The sequence below is a fragment of the Lawsonibacter sp. JLR.KK007 genome, assembly GCF_036941135.1.
Taxonomy (GTDB): Bacteria; Bacillota; Clostridia; order Oscillospirales; family Oscillospiraceae; genus Lawsonibacter.
The window spans coordinates 314,212-327,975 of the sequence record NZ_JAYWSY010000001.1 but is presented as its reverse complement, the minus strand read 5'-3'; the positions used below and the strand labels follow the sequence as shown (position 1 = coordinate 327,975).

Annotated in this window: 17 protein-coding genes and 2 tRNA genes; 13 read left to right on the top strand and 6 right to left on the bottom strand. The window is 62.3% G+C overall.

All coding sequences use genetic code 11. From position 1 onward, the window contains the following. Positions 1–9 precede the first annotated feature (9 nt). The 11 genes from VV088_RS01980 (at position 10) to VV088_RS01930 (ending at position 9,253) form a co-directional block, all read left to right on the top strand. On the top strand, positions 10–144 hold the full coding sequence (locus tag VV088_RS01980; RefSeq protein WP_334599126.1) for a hypothetical protein: 135 nt from the start codon (positions 10–12) through the stop codon (positions 142–144). A gap of 37 nt (positions 145–181) precedes the next feature. Continuing rightward, positions 182–2,425 carry a DNA topoisomerase (ATP-hydrolyzing) subunit A gene (locus VV088_RS01975; RefSeq protein WP_334599125.1) on the top strand — a complete coding sequence of 748 codons (2,244 nt, stop codon included), beginning with the start codon at positions 182–184 and terminating at the stop codon, positions 2,423–2,425. Between the two features lie 13 nt (positions 2,426–2,438). Next, the gene (locus tag VV088_RS01970; RefSeq protein ID WP_334599124.1) at positions 2,439–3,311 is read left to right on the top strand and encodes a YitT family protein; all 873 of its coding nucleotides are present in this window, start codon (positions 2,439–2,441) and stop codon (positions 3,309–3,311) included. Positions 3,312–3,329: 18 nt separating this feature from the next. Beyond that, entirely contained in the window at positions 3,330–3,920 is a 591-nt protein-coding gene (locus VV088_RS01965) for a lactate utilization protein (RefSeq protein WP_334599123.1), read from the top strand. After that, entirely contained in the window at positions 3,901–5,025 is a 1,125-nt protein-coding gene (locus tag VV088_RS01960; protein WP_334599122.1) for a transglutaminase domain-containing protein, read from the top strand. Before VV088_RS01965 ends, VV088_RS01960 begins: the two co-directional genes overlap by 20 nt. Before the next feature lie 154 nt (positions 5,026–5,179). After that, positions 5,180–6,349, top strand: a complete 1,170-nt coding sequence (locus VV088_RS01955) for an S-layer homology domain-containing protein (protein WP_334599121.1) — start codon at positions 5,180–5,182, stop codon at positions 6,347–6,349. A 114-nt stretch (positions 6,350–6,463) separates the two neighbouring features. After that, positions 6,464–6,703: a DUF2508 family protein gene (locus VV088_RS01950; protein WP_334599120.1), complete on the top strand. Its 240-nt coding sequence runs from the start codon at positions 6,464–6,466 to the stop codon at positions 6,701–6,703. Next, positions 6,700–6,966: a pro-sigmaK processing inhibitor BofA family protein gene (locus VV088_RS01945; protein WP_334599119.1), complete on the top strand. Its 267-nt coding sequence runs from the start codon at positions 6,700–6,702 to the stop codon at positions 6,964–6,966. The genes VV088_RS01950 and VV088_RS01945 overlap by 4 nt, the downstream gene beginning before the upstream one ends. 162 nt (positions 6,967–7,128) lie before the next feature. Beyond that, a tRNA-Ser gene (locus tag VV088_RS01940) sits at positions 7,129–7,215 on the top strand. Between the two features lie 48 nt (positions 7,216–7,263). After that, positions 7,264–7,355, top strand: a tRNA-Ser gene (locus VV088_RS01935). A gap of 230 nt (positions 7,356–7,585) precedes the next feature. Beyond that, positions 7,586–9,253 carry a methyl-accepting chemotaxis protein gene (locus tag VV088_RS01930; protein WP_334599118.1) on the top strand — a complete coding sequence of 556 codons (1,668 nt, stop codon included), beginning with the start codon at positions 7,586–7,588 and terminating at the stop codon, positions 9,251–9,253. An 86-nt stretch (positions 9,254–9,339) separates the two neighbouring features. Here the strand turns inward: VV088_RS01930 and VV088_RS01925 are convergent, their stop codons facing one another. Continuing rightward, entirely contained in the window at positions 9,340–10,290 is a 951-nt protein-coding gene (locus tag VV088_RS01925; protein WP_334599117.1) for an RluA family pseudouridine synthase, read from the bottom strand. A gap of 173 nt (positions 10,291–10,463) precedes the next feature. Between VV088_RS01925 and VV088_RS01920 the strand changes: the two genes are divergently transcribed. Continuing rightward, on the top strand, positions 10,464–10,967 hold the full coding sequence (locus tag VV088_RS01920) for a YceD family protein (protein ID WP_334599116.1): 504 nt from the start codon (positions 10,464–10,466) through the stop codon (positions 10,965–10,967). Positions 10,968–11,013: 46 nt separating this feature from the next. Further along, the gene (rpmF, locus tag VV088_RS01915; RefSeq protein ID WP_023345708.1) at positions 11,014–11,202 is read left to right on the top strand and encodes a 50S ribosomal protein L32; all 189 of its coding nucleotides are present in this window, start codon (positions 11,014–11,016) and stop codon (positions 11,200–11,202) included. A 38-nt stretch (positions 11,203–11,240) separates the two neighbouring features. Here rpmF and VV088_RS01910 read toward each other — a convergent pair whose 3' ends face one another. Genes VV088_RS01910 through era form a run of 5 tightly spaced genes read right to left on the bottom strand, consistent with a single transcriptional unit; the run spans position 11,241 to position 13,735 of the window. Beyond that, entirely contained in the window at positions 11,241–11,624 is a 384-nt protein-coding gene (locus VV088_RS01910) for an SdpI family protein (protein ID WP_334600452.1), read from the bottom strand. Positions 11,625–11,645: 21 nt separating this feature from the next. Then, entirely contained in the window at positions 11,646–12,401 is a 756-nt protein-coding gene (gene recO, locus VV088_RS01905; RefSeq protein ID WP_334599115.1) for a DNA repair protein RecO, read from the bottom strand. A 33-nt stretch (positions 12,402–12,434) separates the two neighbouring features. Then, positions 12,435–12,581: a hypothetical protein gene (locus VV088_RS01900; protein WP_334599114.1), complete on the bottom strand. Its 147-nt coding sequence runs from the start codon at positions 12,579–12,581 to the stop codon at positions 12,435–12,437. 52 nt (positions 12,582–12,633) lie between these two features. Next, a complete protein-coding gene (locus VV088_RS01895; protein WP_334599113.1) occupies positions 12,634–12,840 on the bottom strand; it encodes a hypothetical protein in 207 nt (68 codons plus the stop codon). Position 12,841: 1 nt separating this feature from the next. Further along, the gene (era, locus tag VV088_RS01890; RefSeq protein WP_334599112.1) at positions 12,842–13,735 is read right to left on the bottom strand and encodes a GTPase Era; all 894 of its coding nucleotides are present in this window, start codon (positions 13,733–13,735) and stop codon (positions 12,842–12,844) included. Between the last annotated feature and the right edge of the window lie 29 nt (positions 13,736–13,764).

The following is a 13,764-nucleotide window of genomic DNA, read 5'->3' as shown; positions in this document are numbered from 1 at the left end:
GAGGTTCCCATGAAAAAAAGAGTTCTGTCTATTCTCTGCGTTCTGCTTCTGGTTTTTCAGGCCGCCGCCCAGGAGGGATTGGACGGCTCCAACTGGCCGCTGCGGATCAATGAGCTGCGGAACTTACTGGAATACGGATCATAAAAGAAAACGGATTATTTTTTAGATAGGACGGAACCAAATGGCCAAGAAAAAAACGTCGAATGAAACAAAGAACCGCGTCGCCGACCCCAACGTGATGGGTCTGCGGGCGGAGGTGCTGGAGCAGCCCATCACCCAGACCCTGGAGATCAACTACATGCCCTACGCCATGTCGGTCATCATCTCCCGGGCCATCCCGGAGATCGACGGCTTCAAGCCCTCCCACCGCAAGCTGCTGTACACCATGTACACCATGAAGCTGCTGGGGGGCGCCCGGACCAAGTCGGCCAACATCGTGGGCCAGACCATGAAGCTCAACCCCCACGGGGACGGCCCCATTTATGACACCATGGTCCGTCTCAGCCGGGGCTACGGGGCCCTGCTCCACCCTCTGGTGGACTCCAAGGGCAACTTCGGCAAGGTCTACTCCCGGGACATGGCCTACGCCGCCAGCCGGTACACCGAGGCCCGGCTGGACGCCATCTGCGCCGAGCTGTTCCGGGACATCGACCAGGACACCGTGGACTTCGTGGACAACTACGACGGCAAGCTGAAGGAACCCACCCTGCTGCCCACCACCTTCCCAAACGTGCTGGTGGCGGCCAACAAGGGGATCGCCGTGGGCATGGCCAGCGACCTGTGCGGCTTCAACCTGGGGGAGGTGTGCGACACCACCATCGCCTTCTTGAAGGACCCCAATCACGACATCATGACCACCCTCAAGGCCCCCGACCTGCCCACCGGCGGCGAGCTGCTCTACAACGCCGCCGCCCTGTCGGATATTTACCGCACCGGACGAGGCTCCTTCAGGGTCCGGGCCCGGTGGCGCTATGTGAAGGAAGAAAACCTCATCGAGGTCTACGAAATCCCCTACTCCACCACCTCCGAGGCCATCATTGACAAGGTGACCGAACTGCTCAAGGCGGGCAAGCTGAAGGAGATTGCCGACATGCGGGACGAGACCGACCTGTCCGGCCTGAAGCTGACCATCGACCTGAAGCGGGGCGCCGACCCGGAGAAGCTGATGGCCCGGCTCTTCAAAATGACCCCCCTGATGGACAGCCAGTCCTGCAACTTCAACATCCTCATCGCCGGACAGCCCAAGGTACTGGGCGTGCGGGAAATCCTGGAGGAGTGGACCGCCTGGCGGATGGATTCGGTGCGCCGGCGGGTGTACTTCTCCATGAACAGGAAGAAGGAGAAGCTCCACCTGTTAAAGGGCCTGCGGCGAATCCTGCTGGACATCGACCGGGCCATCCAGATCATCCGGGACACCGAGGAGGACGCGGAGGTCATCCCCAACCTGATGATCGGCTTCGGCATCGACCAGGTTCAGGCGGAGTATGTGGCCGACATCCGGCTGCGGAACATCAACAAGGAGTACATCCTCAAGCGCACTCAGGAGGTAGACACGCTGGAGGATGAGATTGCCGACCTGGAGGATACCGTCAACTCCCCCAAGCGGATTCAGAAGATCATCGTGGACGAGCTGACCGAGGTGAAGAAGAAATACGCCGTCCCCCGGCGCACGGAGATCGTCTACGACCACATGGACGAGCCCGTCATGACCGTGGAGGACGAGACCCCCGACTACCCCGTCCACCTGTTCTTCTCCCGGGAGGGGTATTTGAAAAAGATCACCCCCCAGTCCCTGCGCATGGCCAGCGATCAGAAGTACAAGGAGGGGGACGGCCCCTTCCTCGGCTGGGAGGCCAATAACAGGGACGAGCTGCTGGTGTTCACCGACCGGCAGCAGTGCTACAAAACCCGCCTGTCCGACTTCGACGACACCAAGGCCAGCGTTTTGGGGGACTATCTCCCCTCCAAACTGGGGATGGACCCGGAGGAGAGGGCGGTCTGGGCCTGCATCCCCGGGGACTTCTCCGGCCAGCTGCTGTTCTTCTTCGCCAACGGCAAGGCCGCCCGGGTGGAGCTGTCCGCCTACCAGACGCAGACCCGGCGGAAAAAGCTCACGGGGGCCTACTCGGACAAGTCGCCCCTGGTGTCCGCCTTCCTGCTGCGGGAGGACTTTGAGGCGGCAGTCATCTCCACTGAGGGCCGGTGCGTGGTCTTCCACACCGCCAGCCTCAACCCCAAGACCACCCGGAACACCCAGGGGGTCAGCGTAATGACTCTGAAGCCCAAGTTCACCGTGGAAAAGGTGCTGCCCCTGGACCGCACCCACATCCAAAACGCCGCCCGCTACCGGGCCCGCTCCCTGCCCGTTGCCGGAGCCCTCCTGAAGGATGAGGACCGGGGGGAGGAGCAACTGACACTTTTGTAACAGGAGGACCTCTATGAAACAAGCAAACCTCACCCGCATCGTGCGGGATTACCTCTGGATCACCTTGGGTTCGGTGATCTACTCCATCAGCTTCAACTGGTTTTATGTGCCCAATCAGATCGGCTTCGGGGGCCTCACCGCCCTGGGCATGATCCTCAACCACTTCTCCCCTGTCATCCCCATCGGCACGGTGGTGCTGGTGCTCAACATCCCCCTCTTCCTGCTGGGCTGGAAATTTTTAGGGTGGCGCACCCTGGTGTCCTCCCTGTTCGCCATGACGGCCACCTCCCTGCTGGTGGACCTGATCGCCGCCCTATACACCTTCCCGGCCATGGACCCCATGCTGGCCGCCATCTTCGGCGGGGTGCTGCTGGGCGTATCCATGGGGATGATCTTCTCCAAGGGGGCCACCACCGGAGGCACCGACCTCATCTCCCGGCTGCTCAAGCTGCCCTTCGCCTGGCTGCCCATGGGCAAGATCATCATGGTCGTGGACCTGGTCATGCTGCTGGCCACCGCGGCGGCTTTCCAAAGCGTGAACAGCGCTATGTACGGCATCATCGCCCTGTACATCTCCACCGTGGTCATGGACAGCATGCTCTACGGCCTGGACAAGTCCAAGGTGGCCTACATCATCACCGCCACCCCCCGCATCATGGCTGAGGAGATCGACCGCCAGCTGGGCCGGGGCGTCACCTTTCTCCGGGGGGAGGGCAGCTTCTCCGGCAAGGAAAAGCTGGTGCTCATGTGCGCCTTCAAGCAGCGGCAGATCGTCCCCCTCAAGGCGCTGGTCCATGAGCTGGACCAGGATGCCTTTCTCATCGTCTGCGAAGCCCACGAGGTCCTGGGCCAGGGCTTCCGGCGGTATCAAAAGAATGACATATAAGAAAAAGGAGTGTTTTGTATGACAAACTGGACCAAGCTGACGGAACGTCTGGAAAAGCGGGGGTTCACCCCCAAGGTCTTCGCCACCGCGGCGGAGGCGGCCGACTATCTGGATCAGGAGATTGACGGGGTGAGCGTGGCCTTCGGCGGCTCCATGACGGTGCAGGAGATGGGCCTGTACCCCCGGCTGGCAGCCCACAACAACGCCCTCTGGCACTGGAACAAGGATGCCCTGGAACAGGCCGCCGCCACCGACGTGTATCTCTGCTCGGTCAACGGCCTGTCTGAGGAGGGAGAGATCATCAACATCGACGGGGTGGGCAACCGGGTGGCCTCCACCATCTTCGGCCACAAGCGGGTCTACTTTGTGGTGGGCCGGAACAAGATCGCCCCCGATTACGATCAGGCCCTGTGGCGGGCCCGGAATATCGCCGCCCCCAGGAACTGCCAGCGTCTGGGGCTGAAGACCCCCTGCGCCGTCAAGGCGGACAAGTGCTACAACTGCTCCAGCCCGGAGCGCAGCTGCCGGGCTCTGGTGGTGCTTTGGGAAAAGCCCCGGAACGTGGAGCGGATGGAGGTCATCCTCATCGATGAGGAGCTGGGCTATTAAGCGGACGGGGGAACGCCGTCTGCTGGCGGGGGGGCTGGTGCTGTCCCTGCTGTTGTCCGGCTGCTCCGCCCTGCTGGAGCGGGATTACGCCTCCGTCACCCCTCACAACGCCGTCCCCGCCACCGAGGGAGACCCCTCCATCCTCCGGGCGGACAGCTATCAGGAGCTGGTCAACGCTCTGATCTACTTCGTCTCCGGCGGCATGGAGGAGGGCACCGTCCGGCTGTACACCAGCGCGGAGGATGTGGAGCCCTTCCTGTCCGACGCCTGCCTGGAGGTGATCCAGGAGGACCCTCTGGGGGCCTACTGCGTGGAGTTCATCAAGTATACGGTGGACCCGGTCGTCGCCTACTCCGAGGCCCAGGTGAGCATCACCTACCGGCGCACCCGGGAGCAGGTGGCCTCCATCGTTCAGGCCACCGGCGTCACCGCCATCCGCAGCGAGCTGAAGTCGGCCCTGACCTCCTTCGCCTCAGAGCGGGTGCTGCGCATCAGCTACTTTGAGGAGGACGAGACCTATATCCAGGACCTGGCCCGCCAGACCTACTACGACGTCCCCGCCTGCGCCCTGGGGATGCCCGACATCTCCGTGTCCATCTACCCCAGCGCCGGCCGGCAGCGGATCGTGGAGATCCTGCTCAGCTATCCCCTGGACCGCTCCGAGCTGGAGCGCCGCCGGGACGCCCTGGCCGGCGTCCTGGCGGATCTGGCCTGGGACCTCACCGGTCTGCCCGGCCTGCCTGCCGCCGCCGCCCACGCCCTGCTGGAGCTGGGGACCTACGATCCCGAGGGCGGGAACACCGTCAGCGACCTCTTCGACACCGGCTCCGCCAGCAGCGAGGGGCTGGCCTTGGCCTACGCCGCCCTGTGCCAGCAGTTGGAGCTGCCCTGTCAGGTGGCCCGGGGCACGCTGGAGGAGGAACCCCACTTCTGGAACGTGGTCCAGACCGGCGAGGGCTGGCGGCATATTGACCTGTCCGCCATGGGCCGGGCGGAGGCCCCCGGCGAGGAGCCGGAGGGCGGTCTGCTGTACACCGACCTGGCCCTTCAGGAGCGGGGCTACCAGTGGGAGGAGGGTTCCCTCCCCTCCTGCGCCGAACACTGAGCATCAGGCCGTCCGAACGGGCGGCCTGTCCTGTATTTGCGGGCTCCTCCATGCCAAATTCTTACTGTTGTGTTACAGCCCTTGTCAACAGAGGAAAATTTCAGTATAATATCCTTAACCCTAACCCAAGCGTCCCCAGAAAGGAGCTCGCTCTATGAACGTCTTGAACCGACTCACAGCCGCCGCGCTGTCTCTGGCCCTCGCCGCCTCCCTTTCCGCCCCCTCCGCCCTGGCCCTCACGCCGGCGGAGCCCTTTGCCGATTTCCGCATCGACGCCGCCGACATGGAGGTCCCGGACCGGACCATTCGCATCTCCACCTACCGCCAGGAGGAGGACGGGGCCTTCCAGTATGAGCAGGACGACGCTTACGACTGCAAGGTCAACCGGGTCACCGGCGACGCCAGCCTCTACATCCAGTCCAAGGCAGAGGGCGTCTGGGTGACGGTGGACTACCTCACCGATGTGGACGGAGACGGCCTCTATGAGCGGCTGGAGGGGGGCGAGGAACCGTCCTGGGATTCCCTGACCGCCCAGGGCAGGCTGACCCAGGGCGGGAACGAGGCCCTCACCCCAGGACAGACCTACATCCTGTCCGCCGAGGACCTGGCATCCCGCTTTGACGAGCGGGAAACGGCCCGGGCCCAGCTCCTGGGGGCGGAATCCTCTGTGACCAGCTGGCCGCTCTGCCAGATCACCCTCAGCCGCACCGAGCCCGCCGACGGGCAGACCTATGAGCAGCTGTATTACCTGGAAATTTTTGGGGACGATCTGATCCCCTGGGACGTCCCCCGGAACGCCCCCTACCGGGAGGCCATCGAGTACAGCCTGACCCAGGGCTGGTTTTCCGGCCTGGAGGACGGCCGCTTCGGCCCCGACGAGACGCTGAACCGGGCGCAGCTGGCCCAGGTGCTGTGGGCGGTGGGCGGCAGCCCCTCTGCGGACCCGGCCAGCTTTACCGACGTGGAGCCCGGCATCTGGTACTATCCGGCGGTGTGCTGGTGCCAGCAGGAGGGCCTCATCGCCGGCTACGCCGACGGCTCCTTCCTGCCGGAGGCCTCCCTGACCCGGGAACAGCTGGTTTCGATCCTGGCCCGCTCTGCCAAGCCCGCCGGCTCCAACCTGTACGCCGCAGATCTGTCCCGCTACACCGACCATGACGAAGTCTCCTCCTGGGCCTACGACAGTATGTGCTGGGCCCTCTCCCACCGCCTCCTCGTTCCCGACGGCGGCGAACTGCGGCCCGGCAGCGCCGTCACCCGGGCGGAGCTGGCCCAGGCCCTGTACGCCCTGCGAAGCCCTCAGTCCTCCCGCAGCATGTGGTAACCCCTCCTGCGCCCGGTAGTCCGCCGGGCGCTTTTTCTTGGTTAGCGGCTGGAATATTTGTCCAAACTATCCATAGAATGTACCAACCGCCCAACTGAGAAAGGAGTCTACACTATGCCCCAGTCCACCAAGCGAGCCTCCCTCCGCCGCGGAAGCCCCGCCCAGGAGGAGGAGCGCCGGGAGCTGATGCAGTCCCTGGCCCACACCCGTACCCTGATCAACCAGGCCTATGGCGGCTTCAACAACGCCAGCGACAGCGATCTGATCGAGTCCTACGTCTTTGAGATCAACTCCCTCCATGCCCGGTACAATTACCTGCTGCGCCGCGTGAAAGAGCTGGAGAGCATCACATGACCCCCATCCCTGGATACATGGCCTGGTGCCTGGCCGGACTGCTGCTGTGCGCCGCCCTGCTCCTCCTGCACCGTCCGGCGGCCCGGCTGCTCCGCCTGACCCTGCGCTCCTCCGTGGGCCTGGCGGTCCTGGCCCTGTTCTCCCAGGTGAGCCATCTCATCGGAATCCAGCTGGGGGTCAATCTGGTGAACGCCCTGGTGCTGGGCCTGCTGGGCGCGCCCGGCTTCGGTCTGCTGCTGATGCTCCAATGGGCCCTGCGGTAACAGGGCCGGGCCCGCGCCCCTCCCCTGCTGTGACGCGGCATGGTTGCAGGCTCCCCCCGAGGGAGGGGCCGCCATCCCAACGAGAGGAATTTTTTGCAAAAGCACTTGACAAATCAGGAGACAAGTGGTATGATAACGAACGTCTCTGATTGGAGTACGGTTGGAGAGATGTCCGAGTGGTTTAAGGAGCTGGTCTTGAAAACCAGTGACTCGCAAGAGCCGTGGGTTCGAATCCCACTCTCTCCGCCACTTTTCTCTCCTCCGGCAAATCAATACAACCTCTTTACTTGCAGCCATGCAGAAGTACCCAAGTGGCTATAAGGGGCTCCCCTGCTAAGGGAGTAGGCGGGTAAAACCGTGCGGGGGTTCGAATCCCCCCTTCTGCGCCAAACAAGCCATGAAATCCTTTATGCGAGGGTTTTATGGCTTGTTTTGTGTTGTATGATTTGATCCAATCTTGTTGTCCCGGAGATACCGATAAAGTGCATGAAAGAACGCGCCTGCAGGGAAGAAAAACAAGCGGAAAAATGACTTGCAAAAATCATTGTGTCTGAGTATAATTTCCCATGTGGCTGAACGCTGCTTTTTAATTCTAACAGACAAATGGAGTTAGATCGCTATGAAAAGAAATGAAGTTTCAACCAGAGCCCTGGAAGGGAAGCAGACCCGCATCGGCAAGAAGGTAGGCAATGTGGTCATCATCATGCAGATGATCTCCGTAGTGTTGGCGGTGAGCATGTGCGTGATCATGTTCCGCTCCCTGACCACAGAGATGCTGGAACAGCGATGCACCAATGGCACCAACATGCTCAATTATGTGCTGAGCCAGTCTGACGGCACAGGGGACATGAATCAGCTGCTGGACGAGCTGAAAACCCGCATGGGCTGTGAGTTTACCATTTTCGAGGGGAATACCCGGGCCTATACCACCGTGATCCAGAACGGAAAGCGGGCCGTGGGCACCACGCTGTCCTCCTCTCTGTCTGAGATCGTGCTGCAGCAGGGACAGAGCTACGTGGGCAAAGCGACCATCCTGGACGAGGAGTACCTGTGCTCCTACGTCCCCACCAGGGACGGTTCCGGAGCGGTCAACGGCCTGATCTTTGCCGGTATTTCCTCCGCGGACGCCAACCACCAGATCATGATGACCATCCTCTGGTCCTCCCTGGTGAGCCTTGCCGTCATTGTCGCATGCGTCTTTTTCATGGCGGCCTATCTGAAAAAGACGGTCTCCAATCCCCTGGCTGAGATCACCCAGGTAGCCAGCCGCCTGGAGCAGGGGAACCTGGGCCTGAACGGCAGCGGCAGCAGCGGCATCACCATCCACTCCAACGACGAGATCGGCTGCCTGGCCCATATGTTTGAGCGGACGATCCAGCTCCTCCAATCCTACATAGGGGAGATCTCGTCCATCCTCAACGCCATCGCCTCGGGAGACCTGACCGCCTCCACCCAGCAGGAATACGTGGGCGACTTTATGTCCATCAAGACCTCCCTGGACAGCATCCAGTCCAAGCTCAACGATACCATGCGCCAGATTCGCGAGAGCGCCGAGCAGGTGTCCTACAGCGCCGAGCAGGTGTCCAACGGGGCCCAGGCCCTGGCCCAGGGCGCCACAGAGCAGGCCAGCTCCGTGCAGGAGCTCTCCGCCACCATCAACAACATCTCCGGAATCGCCAAGCGGACCGCCCACGCCACCGAGGAGGCTGGCCAGTTCGTGGAGCAGGCGGGCAGCCAGCTGGGCGTCAGTATGGAATACGTCCGGCAGCTCAACACAGCGATGGGCAAGATCTCCAGCTCCTCCGAGGAGATCGGAAAGATCATTGCCACCATTGAAAACATCGCCTTCCAGACCAACATCCTGGCCTTGAACGCCGCCGTGGAGGCGGCCCGGGCCGGAACCGCCGGAAAGGGCTTCGCTGTGGTCGCGGACGAGGTCCGCAACCTGGCCAACAAGTCTGACGAGGCCGCCAAGGCCACCAAGGACCTGATCGAAAGCTCCATCGCCGCCGTGACCGAGGGCAGCAGCGTCGTGACCGAGGTCACGCAGGCTCTGGAGCGCACCAGCGTCAGCGCCGGAGGCGTGACGTCGCAGATGTCCATCGTAGTGGAAGCGGTGGGGAAGCAGACCATCGCCCTCGACCAGGTCACCGGTGGCATCGACCAGATTGCCAGCGTGGTCCAGACCAACTCCGCCACCAGCGAAGAGAGCGCCGCCGCCAGTCAGCACCTCTCCTCGCAGGCCAGCCGCCTCAAGAGCCTGGTCGCCGCCTTCCGCCTCAAGTAATTCCCTGGACTGCGGCAGACGGAACACTGAAACAGCGAGAGCATTGGGCCTGCCCAATGCTCTCGCCGTCATATTCCCGGATACCGTCAAAACAGCGCCGCGAAGTCCACATCCTCCACCTGAAACGTCCGGCCGTTCAGCGGCTCCAGCGGCCCGGCCTCAGTGGTAAAGTGGAAGGTCAGCTTGTAGGAGTACAGCGCCTGACCGTGGCGGCCGTACTTCCGGTTCTCCCGCTCGCTGCCGTACTTGCCGTCCCCGATCAAAGGGTGCCCCGCGGCGGCAAACTGGGCGCGGATCTGGTGGGTCCGGCCGGTGATCAGGTCGCACTCCACCAGGGACAGGCCGTCCTTCACCGCCAGGGTCCGGTAGAGGGTCACCGCCGATTTGGCCCCCGGCTCAAAGGCTTTGCGGACGTAGACCTGCTTTTTCACCTCGTCCTTAAAGATCCAGCCCTCCAGCTTCCCCTCCGGCGGGGACATGCGGCCCTGGACCATACACAGGTAATACTTGCTCAGCTCCCGGTCCCGGATCTTCTGGTTCATCACCCGCAGCCCCTCGGCCGTCTTGGCCGCGATGACGATCCCGCCGGTGTTCCGGTCGATGCGGTTGCACAGCGCGGGGGCGAAGGAGTTCTCCCAGTAGGGGGACCACTCCTTCTTCTGGTAGAGGTACGCCTGGATGTGGGTGAGCAGGGTGTTCACCCGCTCGGACTCGTCAGGGTGGACCACCATGCCGGGGCGCTTGTCCACCAGCAGGATGTGCTCGTCCTCGTAGAGAAGATTCAGCCTGGGCTGGTAGAGGGACAAAAAGGCGTTTTCCGGGGTGGGCCGGTCAAAAAATTCGTCGTTGATGTACAGCTGAAGCACATCCCCCGCGCTGAGGCGGACGTCCCGCTTGGACCCCTTCCCGTTTACCTTCACCCGCTTGAGCCGGATGTATTTCTGGGCCAGGGGCGCGGGGAGCAGGGGCAGCGTTTTAGCCAGCCAGCGGTCCAGCCGCTGCCCGGCGTCGTTCTTTCCGATGGTAAATTCCTTCATGGGGCGGCCCTCCTTCCATCGACACGGAATATTTCACCATATTCCGCCGCCGGTGTCAATAAATTTCGTGGAGAAATTTGTGAAAAGTATTTGACATTTGGAGCGAAATTCTTTATAATATCCTGCGTACCATTCTGCGAGTATGGGGGACCGCTCCCCCGGGGAGGAACGCCATGCGCCTGGATCTGCGCGATATCATCCATGTCCCGGACGCGAAAAAGGCGTTTCAATTCCAGCTGGACCTGTCTCAGGAGGACTTTTTCGGCAGCAGGCCCATCGTCCATCCCGTTCAGGTGGAGGGCTGCGTGACCAACCACGCCGGCGCCCTGGTGCTGGAGGGGACCGCCCGCTCTGTTCTGGAGCTGGCCTGCGACCGCTGCGGGAAGTCCTTTTCCCGGGAAAAGACGGTCGTGCTGGACAACCTGGCGGCCCAGGAGCTGGAGGACGAGGAACACGACGACATCCTCCTGCTGGACGGCACCGATCTGGACCTGGACGAGGCGGTGACCACAGCCTTTGTGCTCGCGATGGACACCAAAAACCTTTGCTCAGACGACTGCAAAGGGCTGTGCGCCAAGTGCGGAGCCGATTTGAACCTCGGTCCCTGCGGGTGCAGACCTGATGTCGATCCAAGACTGGCGGCCCTTGCGCAGCTGTTGGATAAGGAAGCTGAGTGAATGCTCAAACGTGCCCTGACCGGCACGGCCGAAGGAGGTGTCACCCATGGCGGTCCCCAAGGGAAAAGTATCCAAGGCCCGGCGCGATAAGCGGCGCAGCTCCCACTGGAAGCTGGAAACTCCCGGTATCGTGACCTGCCCCAAGTGCGGGGCTTACCGGCTGCCTCACCGTATGTGCAAGAATTGCCTGACCTATAACGGCCGTTCCTTCGGCCAGGTCGAGGCCCAGCAGTAATCTTTGAAAAGCCCTCCGGCTCTGCCGGAGGGCTTGTTTTACGCTGTTTTCCGTCTTCCGTCCCTGTCAAAGGTCCGCCGCAGCGCCAGCTCCGTGGGGACAATGGCCCCCACCATGGGGACAAGCTGGGCAAAGCAGATCACCGTACCAACCCGTCCGATGTCGCCAATCTCTCCGTCAAGCACAAGCGCCATTGGAACCACGGTCAGGGGCAGCATGATCAGGCCCAGCCAATACCACAGCCTTCCGCAGTAGCGGTGGGCAAACTGCCAGGTATCCTGATTCTTCATGGACATCGTGGTCCGGTAGCCAAATGTACTGTTGATCGACTTTGGCGCCTTGTTCAAAAACAGCCTCCCGAAGCCAATCATACACAGCGGGATCAGCAGGTCCGCTGCCAGCGTAAAGAGCCAAAACCAAATCATCCGAACACCTCCTAACGTTCAGGAAAGCTGCAGGCTCTTATAATAATCCAGCGTGGAAAAGCCCCGCTCCAGCTGGGTGTGGAGGTAGGCTTCGGCGGCGTCGGCCAGCTCCTTCAGCGGCTCCCCTTCCAGGCGGAAGGAGAACAGCCGCTTGGGGTCGCCGTGGACGATGTGCTCCAGCGCCGCCAGCGCCGGGAGGGACAGGGGCATGGAGATGCCCTCCCCCACCTCGCCCCGGCATTTCGCGCAGTGGAGCACCCCCTCCCGCAAGTGGAAGCGGGGATTTTCCGAGGGATGCGCTCCGCAGACGGCACAGCCGTCGATGAGGGGCTCATACCCCGCCAGGGCCATGGCCTTCCACTCAAAGGCGGCCTTCACCAGGGGAAGCGGCTTTTCCGGCAGCTTATCCAGGGCGTGGAGGCTGTTCAAAATCAGGGAGAGCAGCTCGGGATTCTCCTCCCCCTCCACCGCCAGCAGCTCGGTCACCTCGGCGAAGTAGCAGCCCAGGGCCAGACGCTCAATGTCGTCCCGCACCCCCTGAAACAGCCGCTCCACCGCCGCCTCCTTCACCGACCAGCGGCCCTGATAATCGTAGAGTACTACCTCCGCCCAGGCCAGCAGCTGGCACCCGGCGGCGATGGCGCTCCCTTTTTTCCGGCACCCCCGGGCGGAGGCGGTGAGCTTGCCCTGGTCCTGGGTGAGCAGGGTCAGGATCTTGTCCGTCTCCTTGTAGTCCACCGTCCGCAGGACCAGGGCCATTGTGGTGATGTGCATGGGCAGCACTCCTATGTAACGGGCCTTCGCCCGTCAGACTTGCTTGATCTTGGGCTGGAAGGCCGTTTGGACCGGCTCCTTCCAGCGCGCTTCGTTCTCCTGCCGCTGGCCCGCTGCCGCCAGCCATGCCGCCGGCAGGCCGGTTTTACAGAACAATTCCCAAAGTCCCTGCTCGTTCACAGTACAGCCCTCCCTTTCCTTCTGTGGTTAGGCTGTCCGGTTTTCCAAGGGGCTATGAGCGGTAAATATTTGCTTCCCGTTCGATCAAAGCGTTCGCCAGCTCAAAGGCGCGGACCCTCCGCTCCGCCAGGGTGATCTGCGAGCGGTACCGCGCCGGGTTCTCCTTGGCCTGAAGGGTCTTGATGGCCTCCCGCAGCTTGTGCAGGGTGGAATCGATCTGACGCTTGGCCTCCAGCAAATCGTCTTTTGTATACTCCATGTTACTCCTTCGCGTAGCCGAAATTCTGGATGGCCGCCGGGTTGTCCCGCCAGTTCTCCTTCACCTTGACCCAGGTCTTCAAAAAAACCTTGGTCCCCATGAATGTTTCCATGTCCTGCCGGGCCAGGGTGGACGCCTTTTTCAGCATCCCGCCCCCCTTGCCGATGATGATGCCCTTGTGGCTGTTTTTCTCGCAGTAGATGGTGGCCTCCACATCTACAATTTCATCGTCCCGCTCAGAAAAGCGGGTAATCTCCACGGCAGTGCCGTGAGGGATCTCCTTGTCCAGCAGCAGGAGGAGCTTCTCCCGCATGATCTCCGCCATCATCTGCCGCTCGGGCTGGTCGGAGGTCATGCCGTCGGGGAACAGCTGGGGGCCCTCGGGGAGGCAGCCCTCCAGCACATCCAGCAGCTCCTCCACCCCCTGGCCGGTTTTGGCGGAAATCGGGACCACAGCGTCAAAGTCGTGCTCCTGGCTGTAGACCTGGATTACCTCCAGCAACTTGTCCTTCTGCGGGACGGTGTCCGCCTTGTTGATGGCCAGCACGGCGGGACAGCCCAGGGTCTTGATGCGCCCAATGAGCTGCTGTTCCGGCTCCCCCACGCTGGGGATGGGTTCCACCAGCAGCAGGACGGCGTCCACATCGGCCACGCTCTCCTTCACCACGTTGACCATGTAGTCCCCCAGACGGGTGCGGGCCCTGTGGAGGCCGGGGGTGTCCAAAAAGACGAACTGGCTCTCGCCCCGGTTCTTGATGCCGCAGATGCGGTTGCGGGTGGTCTGGGGCTTGTTGGTGACAATGGCCACCTTCTCCCCCACAAAGGCGTTGGTCAGGGTGGACTTGCCCACGTTGGGCCGTCCGCAGATGGTAATCATACCGGATTTTTTTATCATAGGTCATCCTCACTTTCATTCCGGGCGTG